Here is a 19,699-nt window from a genome sequence, read left to right as displayed (position 1 = left end):
AGAAGGCGAGGGAGAGCATCATGCGATACTCCGTTCTTATCGTAGACGACGAAAAGAAGATCAGAGAAGGTCTCATGCGCCATGTCGAATGGAATGCCCTGCACTTTCAAGCTCCCCTCCAGGCCTCCGAGGGACTGGAAGCTCTTGAATTGATGAAAACCCATTCCGTCGACGTTCTGATTACCGATATCAGAATGCCGATGATGGACGGCTTGCAGCTCATCGAGCAAATCACTCGCATGAGGCCGGAGATCTCTATTATTCTATTAAGCGGCTTTCGCGATTTCGATTATGCGAAGCAAGCGATGGCATTCGGCGTCAAGCATTACTTGACCAAGCCGACCGATCTTGGGCAGCTCAACAAAGCATTGATGGAAGTTGCGTCAGAGCGCGATAGTCGGCTTCTTCAGCAGACGCAGATGAAAACATTCGAGGAAAAATACATGGACGCCGTCGATCTGCTGTTCGAGCAATTTCTGGAGGAGCTAATTTTCGGCAACGGCTGCAGCCCGGAAGCCGTTCAGGAGTTTTTGTTCGAGCATCGCATCGAGCTGCCTTACAGCCGCTATTGCGTCATGACGCTCGCCTCCATGCCGCATTCGCTTCCGGCCAACGACAAGCTGACCGCATTTCGCGGCATCCGCAATTTGCGCGGCAGCCTGCAGCGGTTTTCCATAGCCGTGTTCCCCTTCACTCTCAAGCAAGAAGAGGATATCCATCTCTTGTTGAACTATAATGAGGGGGGGCAACGGGATGAAGCTGTTCGGCATCTCCTGCAGACGCTGTCCCCCGCCGATCCGCATCCCCCTGTTTTCTTAAGCGATGCCTTCCTGTCGCTCTCCGATCTCCAACAAGGCAGTCGTCAAGCACTCGAGCGCAAACGGGCCGGAACGGCGGCTCAGGCTGAGACAGAAGCTCAGGCAGCCTTCCCGCCTCAAGCTCAGACACCGGCATTCGAGCGCTTCTCCGCTCCCACTCATCCGCGAAGTCTGGATCAAGAAATTATCCGCTGCATGCTGGCGGGGAAAGCTGACGAGACGGAGCAAGCGGTTGCGGCACTGTTCGCTTATCTGAAGGCCCACCATGCCTCAATCGAAATCCTCCGTCAGGGCATGAGAAACGCAATGCTGGCCGTACAAGCCTCTGTGGAGAACTTTCAAAGCAAGCCACTGGGAAGCTGCGATGATCTATCCCGATCATTCCTGCAATTGGATGATGCGCACGACCCATCCGAGATGGAGCGGCAGCTCAAAGCAGCGGTCCTCGCATGCGCCTTGCGGCTCAATCAAAGCAAGAGCTCAATGAGCCATAAATTCGTCGCGCAAATCAAAAGCTATATCGAGAAAAACTATATGGACGACATAACGCTTCAATCCGCCTCGAACGCCGTTCATCTCAGTCCGACCTACGTTAGCAAATTATTCAAAAAAGTAACGGGAAGCAGCTTTGTGGAATATGTCACTCAAGTACGGGTACGCGAAGCGCAGTCTCTATTGCGGAATATTCATATGAAAATTTACGAAATCGGGGATCGCGTCGGCTATCGAAGCACCAAGCATTTCAGCCAGGTGTTCAAAGCCGTATCGGGGTTAACGCCTTCTGAATACAGAGATCGAATTCGCATCGGAGAGGACGGTTAGGGACGCATGCTGAATATTCGGAAGCAGTTGATGGTCAAAAACTTCAGTTGGCTGATTCTATGCATCTTCATCCCCATTCTGCTGCTTAACGTGTATTACATTACGTACTGGAGCAGCGATATGAAAAACCAGGAAATCGAGAAGGATGCCAAATTTCTGTCGCTGATGGGCCAGACGCTGGACACGATTCTGAACGATATTACGCAGCTCATCTCCCTCCTCGAATTTGACAATGAATTCAACAATGCCGTAGAAGGATTAATGGAGCCAGGAGGAAATTTGTCCCCGTCCAGATACATCTACCTGAATTCGGTTATGGAGAATACGTTCCGCATCTTTCTCGCCAAGCCGTATATTCGATCCGCCTACTTCTATCACGAGCAGAATGACGAGTTTATCTTCACGACGGACGGCATCCGCAAGCTGGCTCAGCTCGAGGACAAGAGCTGGCTTGAATCCTATAGCAGGAACAAGGATAAGAAGAATTATTGGGCAGAGGTCCGTTCCGCCGAAATTTCCAATTCTCCCGAAGGCCGCATCGAGACGCTGTCGCTCTACCGCAAGGTGCCCATCTTTGTCACGCAGCCCGGACAAGGCACTGGCGTAATTGTCATGAATCTGGAAACGAAATATTTCGACTCTCTCATCTCCGATATTCCGGATGCGAAGAACAAAACGATCTTCATTATGGACGGAATGGGAAGCGTGCTCTACAAAACCTCGGATGCCCAATTATCCCATTTCCTGAATCAGGAGGATCTCGATCAGCTAAGCGTGAGCGGGCATATGGTGAAAAACGCCGATCAAGGCTCCTATCTGGTGTCCTATGTGGAATCCAATCATTACGATTGGACCTATATATCCATACTGCCGACGGAAAAGCTGACGCAGCGCCTGGATTTTATCAAGAGAGTGAACGTCATCATCGTTGTCGCGACGATCTTACTTGGCATTGCGCTGGCCTATAGATACACAGCCAAAAACTACAAGCCTGTTCGAACGCTGATCGATATGATTCGCCACTATAACGAAGGCAAAGATATTTCCAAGTTCCACCCCAACAAGAATGACGAATTCGGCTATATCACCTTGCATCTTGTTCGGAATTTTATAGAGAAAAACGAGATGAAGGAGTCGTTGACCCAGAACAGACTGCTTCAAAGAGAGACGGAGCTGTTCGCCCTGCAATCGCAAATCAATCCCCATTTCCTGTACAACATGCTCGAAGCCATCAATTGGGAAGCGATCGACAGAATGGGCAAGAACAACGTCGTATCCACGCTTCTGCTTCATCTCTCCTCCAACCTGAGATATGTGACGGACCACAGCCGTCCCGTCGTGACTATCAGCGAGGATTTGGACAACCTGCGCAAGTACGTATACATGCAGCAAATTATGAGGGACGACGGCTTCACTTTCGAGTTGAATGCGGACGATCGCGCGCTTTCGGCTTCAACGCTCAAGCTGCTCTTCCAGCCGCTTGTCGAGAACAGCATCAAGCATGGCTTTCGCAATCGCGAGTCGCGGCATAAGCTGCGGGTCGCCGTTCAGGCGAACGATTCCGTCATTCTCGCAACAATCGTCGACAACGGGGGCGGGATGCCGAAGGAGGCCTTGACCAAGCTTCGCAACGAATTGAATCATAAGGAATCTCAGCGCTCTTCGGGATTGGGCCTGCGCAATATTCATCAGCGCCTTCAATTGAAATACGGAGAGGAATTCGGTCTGACGGTCAAAAGCAAGCATGGATGGGGAACCGTCGTCATCATTCGGTTCCCCTATCTGTAACGTTATTAGCCCCCCTGCCATGCTGCCTACAATGAAAACCCAGCGCCCGCAGCCGTTCGATAATAATAGAAAAGCGGATAATACTGCTGCGCGAACATCTTAGGACCCGCTCCCTGTCCCACGATAAGCGCGTCGCCCACGATCGCCTTGACAATGCCGCTTCTGCATTCTCGCTCGATGCGGTTCAAGGAAGTCCGGAAGGTTGCTCTGCCCGCTTCCAGGAAGGAGGTGTCGCCGGTAAGCTCGTAGGCATAAGCCAGCGACTCCAGCACTGTAGGATCCGGAGTGTCGAAACGAAACAGACTTGGCAGTTCTTTGTAGACAAATACCTTCTCATTCTTGCGATAGGTATGCTTGATCATGTCTCGAACGGCGTCCACGATCATTTCCTTAATTCTCTCCTGAGGCTTCAGTCGGTAATAACGCATGAGACTATTGACAGCTATGCCAATTAGGGATGGCACACGGACCATAGCGTGATCGGAATAAGGAGAGAGCCATGCGCCGTGCTTGTCCTTCCATGCCGCGAATTGCTCTACGATATGCTCTGCGGCTCTCAACCACTTGTTATCCTCCGTTTCCTTGAACAATGCGACTATGCTTCTTAGCGCCCAGCCGTACTCTCGAACTTGAAGCTCTCCCTCTGTCTGGAATTGCGGAGTCGCAAGCAGGCGAATGATGTTATTCCCGATCCCGATCGCCGCCCGCAATGCACGCCATTCTCCCGTCATATGATAATAATCCAGCAGGCCCTCTACCCATTCATGCCATACAGCCGGCTCTCCCGACGCATGGTCGGCCGAAGGAATGAGCTGGCCCAGATGCCGCAGCGGATCCTTGCTGAAATGACAAATATCCACATCCATCCAATGCTCAGCCGCAACAAGCAGAGCGGACAAATCCTTTCGATCGCCCTTCCTCGCATAGAGGTGCATGGCGGAATGCGGCAGATCATATTCGTTATTCGACCAGACTATGTTTCCGTCTCCCTGTGCCGAATAATCCGGATCCGGTCCGTCGCCCCAGTGCAGCATGCCGTACGCTCTCATCCGACTATCCGCCAGCATAGATAAGGCGCGCTCCGCCTCGTCATTCATCCTCAGGACGGACAACTGCTCCATCACGCCGGCCTCTTCATAGACCATGCTGTCCAGCACAGGCTGATCGGGCATCTGAAATTGCAGACTGCGGACATTGACCTGCTCCATCGTCTCGCCGGGCTCGAAGAGATGCAGGAAGAAGCGATGCGTCTTCGCCATCCCTTGTCGCATGATCACATTCGATCCTTCCGGAATCAGTCCCACTCTCACTCCGGTATCGGCAATATCCAATTGCTTGGGAAAGTTCTGCTGCGCTTGATGCACCGTGACGGCGAAGCCTCCCACTCCCCTCTCTGCCCAAGCGCCCCAGAAGGTGCCGTAGAAAACCTCCGGATTATGCTCGTTCGCCTCGCTTAGCAGGGATTCAGCCGTTATGCAATGGGATAATCGGCTGCCCGTCTCGCCGCGATAAATGGTTGTCGCATAATTGGATCTGCCGAGACCCATCTCAATATTGCCGTCAGCGATCGTTTTCCTGTGACTCCGCCACGCCATCTCGAGCGAACGAATCAACTGCTCCCGCTCGGGCTGCTTGTTGATAATTTGATATTCGACTCGTAGCCACGGTTTGCCCGCATAAGCATAGACACGCGCCTCGAAATCAAACCATTGCCGTCCATCCGCGCCGACATGCACGCCTTGAGATTGGACGACCGCGCGAACCGGCCCCGCTTCCAGAACTGTCCATCCTCTCGCGTTAATCTCCGGTACATAACGGCATCCGTTACGATCTTGTATTTCCGGCCCTATGCTCTCCTCCATGCGAATCCCGTTCCGCCGATGCAGAGAATGAAACAGGCCTTTGCCCCTCGCCCCCCGCAAATTCACTTGCAGCTCGCCGGTATTTATGAAGCATTCTCCATCGGGCTCGCCCATCACCACATTAACAGGCCTTGCGGGAAACGTCGTTCGCACATGCGGCTTGCAAGTGAAGCTCTTGCTCTCGCCCGCGGGCAGATCCGCCATGAAATGCAGGAGCATCCACTTGACGGAGCCGTCCGGCCACTGCGCCGTGACTCTTCCCTGGGTGGCGACTGCCTCGCTCCCGTCCATAATGGTAATCTCTGAACTCGGCATCACGGCCCCTTGCCTGAACGGAATTGAGATCGAGCACGGCTCCGCCTTTCTCTCGAACTTGGATAATTTCTCGAAATAGAGAGGAATGTGCATAGCCCTTACTTGCCCTTGAGCTCTTGCAGCGCCGCATTCAGTTCATCGGTAATCTTGATCAGATCCGGATTAACCTTCAAGTCCTCGACGAACGTATCCCAGGCTTCCATCGATTCCTTGCCCAGCAGTACCTTCGTTTTCATATCATCGATTTTCTTGCTCAGCTCAACGCCTGCCGTCAGATTTGTCTCGGACACAAGTCCGAAGGAATAATCGGGAACACTGACCTTCTCTTTCTCCTCGACCGTTTTCTCCAGCATCGCCTTCATATCATCGGGCATATTCGGCCTGGTCGTATTGCCGTAACGATCATATTGATAGATCAGATTCAAATAATCGCTGATTGAGTCGGAGGTATACCGGTCCGTCTTCGTTCGCTCTCCGTTCTCCTCCGTATAATGAATATCCTTAATGCCCCATTGCGCCAGATCATAAGCTTCATCCGACAATCCGTAATCCAGAAAGGCGAGCAGCTTCTTCATCTTCGCTTCGGGAACCTTCTTGGATATGGCAATCATATTCAGGAAGCCCAGATCCTGCGGCGCATAACCGTTCAACACCGGAATCGGCACAATAACCGCGTTCGGATCGACCTTCCTGAGCTCCAGCTCATTCTTGTAATTGGAAAAAGACTTGTCGAGCTTGGTGCCCGCTTTGCCGCTGATGAAGAGATTGTTGATCTGCTCGCTCTTGATCGTAACCGCATCCTCCGGCACAAGCTTCTCTTCGATCGCCTTCCTCATCATGACGAGAGAATCTCTGAGGCTTGGGAGCAGAGCCGTGTTGATCAGCTTGCCGTCGTCCTGCAGCTTCCACTGCGCCGTGACCGAGCCGTAGATGCCCGACGCTTTCGTGAACAGATTGGACATAACCTCGACATGACCAAGCGATCCGGCGAAACCGATCGTGTCGTCCTTGCCGTTCTGATCCGGATCGTCGAACGTGAACGCTTCCCAAACCTTGAACAACTCCTCTTGATTTGTCGGCATAGCGAGACCAAGATTATCCAGCCAATCTTGACGAATGACGTAGAAGGTCGCGCCCTCCAGCGCTCTTGGACGAGGAACGCCGTAAATTTTACCGTCCATTGTTACTTTGTCCCAAATCGCCTGCGGAAGCTTGCTGATGTTTGGATAATCCTTAATATAAGGCGCGATATCCCAGAATGCGCCTTGCTGCGTCATCGTGCGGAAGACGTTGCCGAATATGTCCGGCGACTTGATCGTCATAAGATCGGGCAATTCACCGGAGGCCAGCGTGACGTTCGCTTTGTCCTCATACGCGCCCGACACCCACTGGATATGCAGCTTCGTGTTGGTTTGCTTCTCTATTTCCCGCTGCACTTCATTGCCTTCCTTCGGAGGCGTAACGGCTGCCGACGGCAGCATGATGGAAATTTCGGTCGGCGCTCCGTCACCCGCTTTCCCTCCTCTTGCCTCCCCTTGATTCTCCTCCTTGTTCCCGCTGCAGCCCGCTATGAGAGCCGACAGCAGAACAAGCGTCAATAATCCCCCGAGCATGCGCTGTTTCTTCCTGATCTTCATTGCAATTCCTCCCTATATTCATTCATGGTTTCTAAATTCATAGTTTCAACCTTTAATCGAACCAACCATCGCGCCTTTGGCGAAATGCTTCTGCAAGAATGGATACACGAGGAGTATCGGAACCGTGGCCACGACAACCGCAGCCATCTTCAACGTCTCCGTCGGCCTCGTCCGAGTCGGGTCCATATCCTCCAGCCCCGTATTGGTCAGATCGATCAGCATATTTCGCAGCAGCACCTGGAGCGGCCATTTCTCAAAATCGGTAAGATACAGAATCGCAGTAAAATACGTGTTCCAATAGGCAACGCCGTAGAAAAGTCCGAAGGCGGCCAGCGCCGGAAGCGACAGCGGCAGTATGATCTTGAACCATGTCAAGAGATCATGGCTTCCGTCGATCGCCGCCGCTTCGACCAAATCCTCCGGAATGCTGTCATAGAACCCCTTCATGAGCAGCACATACCAGCCGCTCGTCAGAACGGGAATGATCAGCGACCACAGGCTGTTAATCATGCCTAATTCCCGAACAACCAGATAGGGCGGAATAATGCCCGGATTGAACAAAGTTGTGATCAGAATGGCAACCATCAGAGCTCTGCGCCCAAGCAGTCTCCTTCTCGATAAACCGTATGCAACAGTCGAGGTGACCAGCAGACTGCAGATCGTGCCGGCAACCGCAAGGAAGGTGCTTGTGCCCATGGCTCTCATGAATGCGGGATTTCCCAGCAAATAATGATAAGCGTCGAAGCTCCAATGCCGGGGAAACAGGACGAATGATTTTTTCGCATATTCCGCTGGCTCCGTGAACGATACGACAAAAACATAATAAAGCGGAAACAAGCAAATCAATGCGATTATTCCCAGCAGGATATAATGAATAAGATTAAACAGCCTCTCCAATCCGCTTTCCTTCATTGCCAGCGCTCCTCCTATTCTACCTTTAATAGATGCCTTCCTCGCCGAATTTTTTCGCCAAATAGTTACCTGCCGCCACTAGAATCAGTCCGACAATAGATTTAAACAAGCCGACAGCCGTGCTGAAGCTGAATTGTCCTTGCTGAATGCCCAATCGGAATACATAGGTATCGAATACATCCGCAACCTCGGACACGGCGCCGTTCATCATGAGATAGACTTGTTCAAAACCGACATCCATCATATGACCTAACCGCAGAATGAACAGAATGACGATAATGTTGCGAATCGCGGGGAGCGTGACATGCCAGATTTGGCGCAACCGTCCTGCTCCGTCCATCTTGGCCGCTTCGTAAAGCTGAGTGTCCACGCCGGCAATCGCTGCCAGGAAAATAATCGTCCCCCAGCCCATGTCCTTCCATATTGATTGTGCAGTGAGCAGTCCCCAGAAATACCTCGGGTCGGTCAGAAAATCAATTTTGGCAAACCCGAAATAATCGAGCAGTTGATTAACGAGGCCAATGCCAACCGAGAACAGGAAGAAGGTAAGGCTGACAATAATGACCCAAGATAAGAAATGGGGCAGATAAATAATAGACTGAATGGTTTTCTTGTAGCCTTCGGCGCGAACCTCGTTAAGCATCAATGACATGACAATCGGCAAAGGAAAGAAAAAAACTAGATTAAGCAGATTGATCATCATCGTATTGCGGAACAGCAGCAGAAAATCGTCATTGGTGAAAAAACGATGAAAATGATCCCAGCCCACCCATTCGCTGTGCAAAAATCCGAGATAGGGCGAGTAATTCTGGAAAGCGATCGCGACGCCGGCGATCGGGATATATTTGAACATCAAAAAATAAAGCAGACCCGGCAAAATGAGCACATACAAATATTTGTCTCTTCGCATCAGCGCAATGCCGCGTCTGAGCCGCCCCTCCCCTTTTAATCGCGGATGGATCTCGCTCTTCGCATCCACTTGCGTCATCCTCCCCTCCGGCATGTTAAAGCCATTTTCATTTGTGATTCGACCACGGTTCAGATTCTAGTCCAGAGCAGCTGTGCATGTCGATTCACCGCAAGCTACTTTCGAGATTTTCAGCAATTTCACTGTGTAACGATTCATAATGTTGCCTATAGTGAATCGACTGTCCCTCGGGAAGTGAACTATAATAAATCATTACTAGAGAAAACAGGATCGGAGGAACGGCATGCGCAAAGCAAAAGCTTCTTATTTCACCCAATTAATGGGGGTTCATATCCTGCTTGTGACGCTGCCGGTCATCATTCTCGGATTCGCCGCTTACTTGACCGCCTCGCATGCTCTTCAAGAGAAGGTGACGATAGGTAATCGTCAAAATTTGTACCAGACGCAGATGCGCGTCGAAAATACGCTGAAGATGATCGATCATCTTGCGCTCAATCAAATTCAATCGCCCTTGATCAACGAGATGATGAAGGGCGCTCTCTCCACGGATGATTATGAGAAGGTGGATCAGCTTAATGATCGAATGAACTATTTGCAGTCCTTCGACCTTGGCGTTCAGGGCTGGTCCATTGTCAGTCTGGCGAACAGATGGCTGCTGTCGGACAGCTACAGCTTTCCCACCTCCTACCAAGTCGATACTCAATCCCTGTTCGCGGGATTCACGAGCGATCCGCGAGCTTCCTATTGGTCTTATCAGGAGAACTCGATGACCAGTGCTTGGGAGCAATTGCAGCGACCCGCGACTCTACTGAATCGAAATACCATTACGCTCGTCAAGAAGCTGCCCGTGTTCACTATGGAGCCGGCTGGTTTAATGCTCCTGTCCATATCGACTGCCGAACTTGGCAACATCCTGGACGCATCCACCAAAACCGGGGATGTAATCATTCTGGACGAAAAAAAGCAAGTGATGTCGCATACGGATGTCACCTATAGCGAAAGCAAAATGGAGGAAATTCTCGAGACAGCGAAGGGGCGGCTGACACAGCCGGAAGGCGGCTTCACCGTAGACAAGAACGGATGGAACGTCAGCCTTACTTATCGGACTTCGGAATACACCGGCTGGACTTATCTATCCATCGTATCTATTGAAGCGATTACGAAGGATTCCCGATTAATCGGCTACTACACCATCGTTCTATGCGCGTTGATCATCCTGGTCATGGGTCTCTTCGCCCTGCAGGCTTCAAGGAAGATGTATTCGCCCATTCGCCTGTTGTTCGACACGATCTCCGGCAATATGGGAGGCCATCGCGCCCGCCGGGATGAATTCCAGACCATCCATGAACGATTCCGGCATCTGATTCAATCGCAGAATCGCATGTCTTCCCGGATCGAGACGCAGGATCGACAATTAAGCGAATTCTATCAAATGAAGCTGTTTCTGGGAGAACTGACAGAGAACGAAATATCGCATCATATCGCGTATAGCAGCCAAGCAGGGAATTGGCATTTCTTCTGCGTATTGGTCGTGCAGATTGAAACGCTGGAGAACACGCATTATGCCGAGCATGATCGGGACTTATTGTTGTTCGCGATTAATAATATAGCCGAAGAAATTATTCCGAAGAGCGGCCGCATGGCTCCGCTTGTCATGAATGTGAATCAAGTGACCTTACTGGGCGCGGCGAATGGGCATGAGGAGGAATTCGGGCGGCTTGCCTATCACTATGCGGAAGAGCTGCAGAAGGCCGCTCTTACCTATTTGAAACTGAAAATCAGCATTGGCATCAGCTCCGTCTTCGACAAGCTTATTCAAGCGCCGGAGGCTTACGCGGAGGGCAGGGAAGCTCTTAATTATCGGGTACGGTTCGAGGATCAAGCCATCTTGTATTATGAAGAGGTCAGGCCGCATCAGAGCCAGAGAATCGACTTCCCGAACCGTCTGGAGGCAGAATTGCTCGACGCGATCAAGCTGGGGGACATGAAGCAAATCGATGAGAAGCTTGGAGAACTGCTCCAGCATATCTACAAAGCTCCAATGAGTCATCAGGAATATCAGATTCATCTCATGAGGCTGCTGTCGGAGCTGATCAAGCTTGCTATGGATTCGAATGCGGATATTTCGGGATACGTATCCGGCAAGCGTACGTTAATTGATCAGCTTCAAGAACAGAGCAGCATACCCGATATTGCGGGCTGGTTCAAGCATACAATTATCGAGCCGCTCGTCGCCCATATTGAGGCCCACCGGGAATCGTTGTACCGCAGCATCTCCAATGCGATTCTGGAGATGATTCACGAGGAATTCGCCACCGATCTGAAGCTGGAGACCTGCGCGGAGAAGCTCCATTATCATCCGGGCTATGTAAGCCGGGTATTCCGCAAGGAAACGGGCCATACCTTCAGCGATTATCTCGCGAAGCATCGTCTGCATGTGGCCAAGACGTGGCTGGTCGAATCCGACCGCCAATGCTCCGACATCGCCGTTAATGTCGGCTATCAGAACGTAAGGAGCTTCAACCGCTATTTCAAGAAAACCGAGGGCGTGACCCCGGGTCAGTACCGCGAGCTGCATCAGCGGTGAACAATAGCAACTGCATCACTGGCCCAATCAAATCTAACGGTACTGTGCTCTATTAAGGGAACGGGATCATTAATATAGACAACGCTAACCGCTGTAAAGTTCGTTTTTGCTGCTGATTGCTGTCGATGGATTATTCTTACGAAGACTCACACCGCTATTTTCTCGAAATATGCCATTTCCTGAATCTAACGAATATTGATAACTCTATTGTATGAGAAAAGGCGTCTCTATCGCCCAAAAATGATAAATAAGGATATAGATCTTCGTTAGATTTTTAGTTCATGCGATAGAGGAGATTTAACGTTATCAGTATTCGTTAGAGCGCCGGCGACGGTTAGGGGTTTTGCTACTATTTTTTTGCTTAAATCACATACAGAATAAGCCGGAATTCCAATTGCGGAATTCCCGCTTATTCTGTATCTGCTATTCCTTCTTCTGCAATTCCTTCTACTACTTCTGCAATTTCTTGATCTTCTATTCCTTTTGCGTCTCATTCGTTCCGCCAATTCTATTCAAGACCGTGCTCCAGTCTCCGTCGACGGCCCTCCAGAACCAGGAACGCTTCTCCATCGGCAATGTTGATGGAGGTACCCTGGAGTCCCATGGCATTCTGGAGAAGGGACGGGGATTGCCAGACGGATTCGAGCTCGCAGCCTTACCTTGATACGGCAGCGACTTCAGCTTCCCATCCCCTCCGAGAGCCAGCTCCGGGTCGCTATGCTCGCGAATCCACTGTTCGGCGGCCGACTTCAGCGCTTCCTTCACCTCCGCATAGTGCGGATCTCCAGCCAAATCGTTCAGCTCATGCGGATCCTCGCCCAGATGAAACAGCGATTCAAACCCGCCGTTCTGATAGAACAGATACTTCCATTCCCGGCTCCTCACATGAAGCAGATAATTCGGCGCGACATAGAATTCAGAACAGACCGCTTCACGTGTCTTCTTGCCCGACAGCAGATCCATCAGATCGACGCCCGGCATGGCTCGCTCAGGCATGCTCCCATCTGCTGCGTTCACGAAGGTGGGGAACAAATCGAGCAGCGAAGCGACTTCGCCGCATCTTGTTCCCGGCTCGATGCGCCCCGGCCATTTCGCAAGCAGCGGGATATGCACGCTGCCCTCGTAGCCAAGCTTCTTGTACCACAGACGGTGATCGCCGAGCAATTCGCCATGATCGGAGGTGAAGACGACCAGCGTGTTCTTCTCCAGCCCCTGTTCCTTCAACGCTCGCATAATACGGCCGACCTGCTCGTCTATGAAGGTAATATTGGCATAATAATACGCCTTGTTCTTCGCGATCGCCGCTTCGGAGTATAACTCCTCTTCCATTGCGTCCCGGTATTCCTGGAGGAGGGGATTATCCTCTTGACCTTCCTCCCCCGTACGCCAAGGCTTCGGCATCTTCGCAGGATCATAGAGGTCGATCAAGTGTTGCGGGCAGTCGAAGGGCGCATGCGGCTTGACGAACGACGTCCAGAGAAAGAACGGCTGATCCTTCGGACGCTCGTTCTCCAACCATTCGACCGTTCGATCGCCGCACCACTGCGTAATATGGCATTCCTTCGGCAAGCCGTTCACGAGCGGCTTGAGCTCGTTGTAGCCGATTTCCGGCGGCTTCTCCCAGCCCCACACGCCCCGCTTCATCAGGAAGCGGTCATAATCATCGAACTCAACCTCTTCCGCCGTTCCCGCTGTCCTCACGCCGCGCATCTCCTCGGATAACGTCAACCCGTCCATTCCGTAGGTTTGCCCCTGCGGTGTAAAGTGCATCTTGCCGATTGCCTGCGTATAGTAGCCTTGCTCGCGCAAACGCATAGCCAGCGAATCGCCCTCGTCAACGGCGGGTGCAGACTCGTTGTCGAACACGCCCGTCCTGCCGGCGGCCAATCCGGTCATTGTGCAAGCCCTCGCAGGAGCGCATAATGGACATGGAGTAGTCGCATTGTCGAATATAGCGCCTTCAAGCGCCAGGCGATCGAGATTAGGCGTATGAATGAGCGCATTGCCGTATACTCGCAATGTATCCCAGCGTTGCTGATCGGTGAACATCAGAACGATATTCGGCTTTTCGTTATTCGGCTTCTCTCTCATAAACAGCTCTCCTTTCCTTGGCCCCCAAGCGGGTTTGCATATTCCCTAGCCCTTTATTCCCGTCGTCGCAATACCTTCGACGAAATACCGCTGAGCGGCGAAGAAGACGGCTATGCAAGGCAGGATCGACAGAACCGTCATTGCCATAACCGAATTCCAGTTCACGGCCCCCTCCGCATCCAGAGTCATTCGAAGGCCAAGCGATATCGGATATTTGGTCACGCTGTTGATGAAGATCAACGCTTCGAAGAAATCGTTCCAGCGCCAGATGAACTGGAAGATACATACAGACACTAGCGCAGGCACTGCCAAAGGAACGATAATTTTCACTAAAATCTGAAACGAATTGCAGCCGTCGACAATCGCGGCCTCGTCCAGATCGCGCGGCAGCCCGCGTATGAATTGAACGAGCAGGAAGACAAAGAATGCGTTAACGGCCAGTATCGCCGGAACATAGAAAGGCATATACGTGTTGAGCCAGCCTAATTCCCGGAACAAAATATAGCGAGGAATAATGACGACCGCTTCCGGCAGCATGAGCGTTGCGAGCAGGATGCTGAACAAGAACGATTTCAGCGGAAACTGAAAGCGCGCAAAGCCATAGCCAACCGCCATGCTGGAAATCGCCGTCATCAAGACGGTCGGGATAACCAGTATGAAGGTATTCAGGAAGAAGTCGCCGAAATTCACCTTGCCCAGCCCGTTCCAGCCTTTTGAATAAGCATCCCCTACAAAGGTAGACGGGATTAAACCAATCGATTCGAATATTTCCTGATTCGGCTTGAAAGAGGAGAAGAACAGCCAAATCAGCGGATAAATAAAGCCGACGCCGACGATGGACAGAAAGAGATAGGTAAACGCGATGCGTGCTCTGGAATGCTCTCTCATCTTATCTGCCTCCGTCTTCATAGTGAACCCAATAGCGCGAAGATCGGAAGATCGCGAACGCAAGGGCCGTTATCATAATGAACAATACCCAGGACTGCGCGGACGCATAGCCCATCTTGAAAAATTGGAATGCGTTGTCGTACAGCATCAAGCCATACAAATAAGTGGATTGCAGCGGACCGCCGTTCGTAATGACAAGCGCCGGCGTAAATTGCTGAAAGGAATTGATAATGGACATGATTAAGTTAAACAGAATAATGGGCGTCAGGAACGGAAGCGTAACGTAGAAAAAGCTTTTCGCCTTCGATGCGCCGTCCACTTTCGCAGATTCGTACAAATCCTTCGGAATATTTTTCAAGGCTGCCAGAAACAGCACCATCGCCGAGCCGAATTCCCAAACAGGCAGCAGGCCGATCGTATATAACGCCAGATGAGGACTGCCAAGCCAATCCACCGGCCCAATCGATAATTTCGCGAGCGCTTCGTTCACAAGGCCGTTCCGCATGAACAGAAACTTCCATAGAACGGCGACGGCAACGCTGCCCCCGAAGATCGAGGGCAGGTAGTAGACCGTGCGGTAGAAGTAGATGCCGCGCATCTTGACGTTCAGAAGCATTGCGATCATGAGCGCGAGGATCATCTTCAGTGGAACAGAGAACAGCACATAGGTCCAGGTGACCTTGAGCGATTGCACAAACTTGTTGTCATCCGTGAACAGCTTCTCGTAGTTGTCCAGCCCAATGAAGCGAGCGGCGTCAATCATCGAATAATCGGTGAAAGAGTAGTAGAGAGAAGCGAAAAACGGAAACAACGTCAATCCGAAAAAGCCAATGAGCCACGGAGAAATGTAGGCAAACCCGATGTATTTGTGTCTCATTTGTCGCACTCCTTTACTTTGCGGCTGCCGCTTTCAGATCATCGAGCAGATCCGCGTATTCCTTCATCATCGCTTTCGCCGCCACCTCAGGCGTATCGGCTCCGAAGCCAACGCGCTCCAGATAGGATTTCGCCACGCTTCCCAGCTCGACGTCATTGCTCGGTACATTGACAGGATTGCCGGCATCGCTTAATGCCAGCTCGACAGCCTTGGCTACATTCGCGTCAAGCGAGCCCTCCTGCGTCAGAATATCGCTGTTCGCTTGAACCGGCGGAACACTGCGAACCGTACCGAGAATCTTCGCCGCTTCTTCATCGGTAACAAGCCAATTCGCGAATTTCACCGCTTCGTCAATATGCTCCGAATCCTTGTTCACGCCAACCAAGGCCGTTGCCGTAATGAGAACGGATGAGGTTTTGGCATCCTCTGCGATTGGGGAACGGGCGACGCCAAGCTCAATATCGTCGGTCTGGACCGCGCTGATATTGGAAGCAAGCGCGAAGAGCATGCCCATATCGCCTTGCAGCCATTTCGGATTCAGCCAAGGCTCGCCTTGATACAAGCTTGATTGCTGGAACGGCTGAATAATGCCTTTATCCAGCAAGGTTTTGATATACGTGAAAGCATCCGTCAAGGCTGCCTCGTCGAAGCCCGTCGTGAAATCATCGTTGATCCATTGATTGCCCGTGCGCTGGTTCACATAAGGCTGCAGAAGTAACCGGTACATTTGATCCAGATCCATATTGAGCAGATAGGATTCGGCATCCTGCGACTGAACCTGCTCGCCGACCGTCACAAGATTATCCCAGTTCCAGACGGTATCCTCAGGAATGTTGAATTCCTTCAGAAAGTCCTTGTTATAGATAATCGTCGACCCGTTGACGCCCATCGGCATACCGAGCCACATCCCGTCAATGGAAGCGTAATTCTCCAGGAAGGAATCCTGAAACTTCGATGTGTCGATCTGATCCTTGACCGTATCGAAGTCAAGCAGCATATTTTTGTAATCCGCGGCAAAATTCGTCGCCAGCTGCACCAGATCGGGAGCCGTTCCGCCCGCGAATTGCGTGGACAGCTTCTGCTGATACCCATCGAAGCCGCCATATTCAGCCTCGATATGCACATTCGGATTCTGTTCCATGTAGAGATCGATCGCCTTCAAGGTCGCGACATGGCGGTCTTCGCCTCCCCACCAGGAGAACCGCAGCGACACCTCTTTTTCTCCGCCGCTGTTGCCGCTGTCGTTATCGCCGTTTGCGGATCCATTGTTGTTGCCTCCGCCGTTGCTGCATGCAGTCATCCATACGAGCATTAGAATAAATACCGGAATAAGACCCTTTTTCGTGAAGCTTGTCCTCTTCATCTCTTTATTGCCTCCTTTGATTAACGCCTTGCCTCGATTATAACGATGAATGCCTTCGCCGTTATAGGCAGTAAGCTTTAGAAATAGGGCTCATGGTTTCAACATTTTCATCAATATGTATCATTTCTTGGGAAATAGGGATTAAATCTTAAGAAATAGACCAAAGCGCTTACACTTTGATTATACTAACGATGGAGGGATCAACTCATGCATACCTTAATTATCATTGACGACGAAGAAGAAATCCGCAACGGCCTGTCCCGCTTCTTTCCCTGGCATGAGCTGGGGTATGAAGTCGTGCGCACCTTCGACAATGGCAAGGCTGCGCTCGACTATCTATTAACGCATCCCGTGGATGTCGCTCTCTGCGATATCCGCATGCCGATCATGACCGGCATTGAGCTTGCCGAGCGCTTGCATCGGGAGAAATCCGAGACCGCCCTTCTCTTCTTGACGGGACACAAGGACTTCGAATATGCCAAGCAAGCCATCATCTTCAATGTGAATAATTACATCGTCAAGCCTACAAAATATGAAGAGCTGTATGCCATTTTCTCCAGCTTGAAGCTGGAGCTTGATGAGAAGAAAGGCGGATCGGAGCGTAAGATAGAATCGGACCACGGCTCCGTTATCCGCGCCGTTAAGCTGTTCGTGAACCAGCATTATCAAGATGTGACGCTGGAGAAAGCCGCAAATCATGTTCATCTCAATCCTTACTATTTAAGCAGCTATTTCAAGGAAAAAACCGGCGAGAACTTCTCCGATTACGTGCTCCGCGCCAAGATGCGCAAGGCCGTGGAGCTTCTCGCAGATATCCGGTACAAAACCTATGAGGTCAGCGAAATGGTCGGCTACAGCAACGCCAAAAACTTCACTCGAACCTTCAAAAAATTTTACGGCGTTACGCCGCGTGAATACAAGCAATCGGGAGCGCCAAGCGAATGAGAAGAACCTTCTTCATCAAAAATCTGTTATTGTTTCTCATTCCGATTATGATTCCCATTCTGATTCTCGGAACACTGTCGATTTACGTGGCCAGAGTTTATCTCAAGGAAGAAATGGCGCGTAATCATATGCAGATGTTCTATCAATTGGAACGCGACATCTCCGTTATTTATAACGAGCTGGATCATCTCAATATCAGCTTCACGAATCCGGACATTATTTATAATGTAGGCCAAATTCTATCTTCAAACGGCATCTCCTACGAGAACAGCAAGCTGATCAGCATGATCGAGCATACCATAAACGCGCCTGTTTTGACCAAGCCGTATATTCAGTCCGTCTATCTGTATATGAACAACAAGGAGGGCAATTTCTTCTCGAGCTACGAGGGACTATCGCGAATCGACAACTTTCCCGATACACAGTGGTATGACAAATACAAATCCGGCGAACTGACAGAGGAAGTGGCGATCGAAACAAGAAAAATCAATCGCTACACTTTCGAAGCGCCCATTGACGTGACAACCCTGTACAGCGGCATTTACTCCTTCAACGGCAAGCAGAACGGCGTAATCGTGCTCAATCTCTATAACAGCTATATCGAGGAAATGCTGAATACCTACCTTCACTATAACGACCAGCATTTGCTCGTGCTGGACAACCAGTCCCGGATTATGTTCAACAGCGACAAAGCTTTCGCTCCGGATCCTTCCGTGCTGAAGGCTTCGCTTGCCATCGGCGGCGAGCAAAAGGGAGAGGAAGCCAAAATCGTTCAAATGGGAAATCGCTCCTATTTCGCCTTCCACTGGACGTCGAACGAATTGAATCTGCATTTCATTTCTTACATTCCGCAGACATCGACCTTTCAGTTATCGTCTACCTTGACGCGGCTCATTATCGGGTTTGTGAGCTTATCGTTCGTTCTGGGACTGATGCTTACGTACTATCTCACGAGAAAGAATATCCGTCATATCCGGAACATCATCACCTTGATCAAAGCCAACGAAACGGACGAGCCCGTACACAGCGTTCCGCAGCAAGAGGGATATGATGAATACAGCTTTATTATCCAGCGCATCTTGAACAATTTCATCGCCCAGAAAAATTTGACCGTGGAGAATATCAGCAATCAATATAAATTAAAGACTGCGGAGCTCATTGCACTGCAGAACCAAATCAACCCCCATTTTCTATTCAATACGCTGGAGACGCTCTACTGGAAAGTATTGTCCTTCACGGGGAAGCCGAACGAAGCTAATCATATGATCGGCGATTTGTCGGATATCTTGAAGTATTCCCTAGACCCCGGAAGCGAGGTCATGCCGATGGAGAAGGAACTGAGCGTCACGCAAAACTATATTCGTATTCAGAAAATGCGATATAAGAAAATGTTCGACATCTATTTCGATTATGACGAAGAGGTGCACGCGTACGGCGTGCTGAAATTTCTATTCCAGCCTCTCATCGAAAACAGCATCTATCACGGCATCAAGGAAAGCGGCAGACATTGCTGCATCAAGATTAAAATATTAAAGAAAGAGCATCATATGAGCATCTCCGTAATCGACAACGGCATCGGCATGAGCTTTGCGAAGCTGAAGAGCGTACGGGAGAAAATAAAAGAAGAGCAGGAAAGCGGGGAGCATATCGGACTCAGCAACATCTGCAAGCGGCTTGAGCTCACGTACGGACAATCCGACTTGATGCGCGTGCTCAGCAAGCCCGGCTGGGGAACCGTCATCTCGATTCGAATTCCGCTTGAATGATTCCTCATGCGCTCATCTACTACGCCATTCATTGAGCTATATCCATAAAAATAGCAGCACGCATGAGCACCCATGCATGCTGCTATTTTTCATTGACGCC

13 protein-coding genes are annotated in these 19,699 nt (G+C 50.8%); 5 read left to right on the top strand and 8 right to left on the bottom strand.

Going from position 1 to position 19,699, the window contains the following annotated elements; genetic code table 11:
- The first annotated feature begins 20 nt into the window (after positions 1-20).
- On the top strand, positions 21-1,640 hold the full coding sequence (locus HFP08_RS01835) for a response regulator transcription factor (RefSeq protein ID WP_168118797.1): 1,620 nt from the start codon (positions 21-23) through the stop codon (positions 1,638-1,640).
- A 6-nt stretch (positions 1,641-1,646) separates the two neighbouring features.
- Entirely contained in the window at positions 1,647-3,428 is a 1,782-nt protein-coding gene (locus tag HFP08_RS01830) for a sensor histidine kinase (RefSeq protein ID WP_168118796.1), read from the top strand.
- Between the two features lie 26 nt (positions 3,429-3,454).
- Here HFP08_RS01830 and HFP08_RS01825 read toward each other — a convergent pair whose 3' ends face one another.
- Genes HFP08_RS01825 through HFP08_RS01810 form a run of 4 tightly spaced genes read right to left on the bottom strand, consistent with a single transcriptional unit; the run spans position 3,455 to position 9,142 of the window.
- Positions 3,455-5,698 (bottom strand): exo-rhamnogalacturonan lyase family protein, encoded by a 2,244-nt coding sequence (locus HFP08_RS01825; protein WP_277345814.1) that lies wholly within the window; start codon positions 5,696-5,698, stop codon positions 3,455-3,457.
- A gap of 5 nt (positions 5,699-5,703) precedes the next feature.
- On the bottom strand, positions 5,704-7,242 hold the full coding sequence (locus HFP08_RS01820; RefSeq protein ID WP_168118794.1) for an extracellular solute-binding protein: 1,539 nt from the start codon (positions 7,240-7,242) through the stop codon (positions 5,704-5,706).
- A 45-nt stretch (positions 7,243-7,287) separates the two neighbouring features.
- On the bottom strand, positions 7,288-8,154 hold the full coding sequence (locus HFP08_RS01815; RefSeq protein WP_168118793.1) for a carbohydrate ABC transporter permease: 867 nt from the start codon (positions 8,152-8,154) through the stop codon (positions 7,288-7,290).
- A gap of 25 nt (positions 8,155-8,179) precedes the next feature.
- The gene (locus HFP08_RS01810) at positions 8,180-9,142 is read right to left on the bottom strand and encodes an ABC transporter permease (RefSeq protein WP_240941001.1); all 963 of its coding nucleotides are present in this window, start codon (positions 9,140-9,142) and stop codon (positions 8,180-8,182) included.
- 223 nt (positions 9,143-9,365) lie between these two features.
- Here HFP08_RS01810 and HFP08_RS01805 point away from each other — a divergent pair, with 223 nt between their 5' ends.
- Positions 9,366-11,669 (top strand): helix-turn-helix domain-containing protein, encoded by a 2,304-nt coding sequence (locus HFP08_RS01805; RefSeq protein WP_168118792.1) that lies wholly within the window; start codon positions 9,366-9,368, stop codon positions 11,667-11,669.
- A 474-nt stretch (positions 11,670-12,143) separates the two neighbouring features.
- Here HFP08_RS01805 and HFP08_RS01800 read toward each other — a convergent pair whose 3' ends face one another.
- From HFP08_RS01800 to HFP08_RS01785, 4 genes are read right to left on the bottom strand one after another with little or no spacing between them, the layout of a single operon-like run.
- Entirely contained in the window at positions 12,144-13,760 is a 1,617-nt protein-coding gene (locus tag HFP08_RS01800; RefSeq protein WP_168118791.1) for a sulfatase family protein, read from the bottom strand.
- A gap of 45 nt (positions 13,761-13,805) precedes the next feature.
- Entirely contained in the window at positions 13,806-14,648 is an 843-nt protein-coding gene (locus tag HFP08_RS01795; protein ID WP_168118790.1) for a carbohydrate ABC transporter permease, read from the bottom strand.
- A 1-nt stretch (position 14,649) separates the two neighbouring features.
- On the bottom strand, positions 14,650-15,525 hold the full coding sequence (locus HFP08_RS01790) for a carbohydrate ABC transporter permease (RefSeq protein WP_168118789.1): 876 nt from the start codon (positions 15,523-15,525) through the stop codon (positions 14,650-14,652).
- Between the two features lie 13 nt (positions 15,526-15,538).
- Positions 15,539-16,888, bottom strand: a complete 1,350-nt coding sequence (locus HFP08_RS01785; protein WP_168118788.1) for an ABC transporter substrate-binding protein — start codon at positions 16,886-16,888, stop codon at positions 15,539-15,541.
- Positions 16,889-17,095: 207 nt separating this feature from the next.
- On the opposite strand from HFP08_RS01785, the gene HFP08_RS01780 reads away from it, so the two are divergent.
- Together HFP08_RS01780 and HFP08_RS01775 are read left to right on the top strand one after the other, a co-directional pair.
- On the top strand, positions 17,096-17,833 hold the full coding sequence (locus HFP08_RS01780; RefSeq protein ID WP_168118787.1) for a response regulator transcription factor: 738 nt from the start codon (positions 17,096-17,098) through the stop codon (positions 17,831-17,833).
- Positions 17,830-19,599 (top strand): sensor histidine kinase, encoded by a 1,770-nt coding sequence (locus HFP08_RS01775; protein ID WP_168118786.1) that lies wholly within the window; start codon positions 17,830-17,832, stop codon positions 19,597-19,599. Before HFP08_RS01780 ends, HFP08_RS01775 begins: the two co-directional genes overlap by 4 nt.
- The last annotated feature ends 100 nt before the right edge of the window (positions 19,600-19,699 follow it).

The organism is Paenibacillus sp. HB172176, from assembly GCF_011947265.1.
Lineage (GTDB): Bacteria > Bacillota > Bacilli > Paenibacillales > Paenibacillaceae > Pristimantibacillus.
The sequence above is the reverse complement of the archived record's forward strand: the minus strand, read 5'-3'. Positions and strand labels throughout refer to the sequence as shown.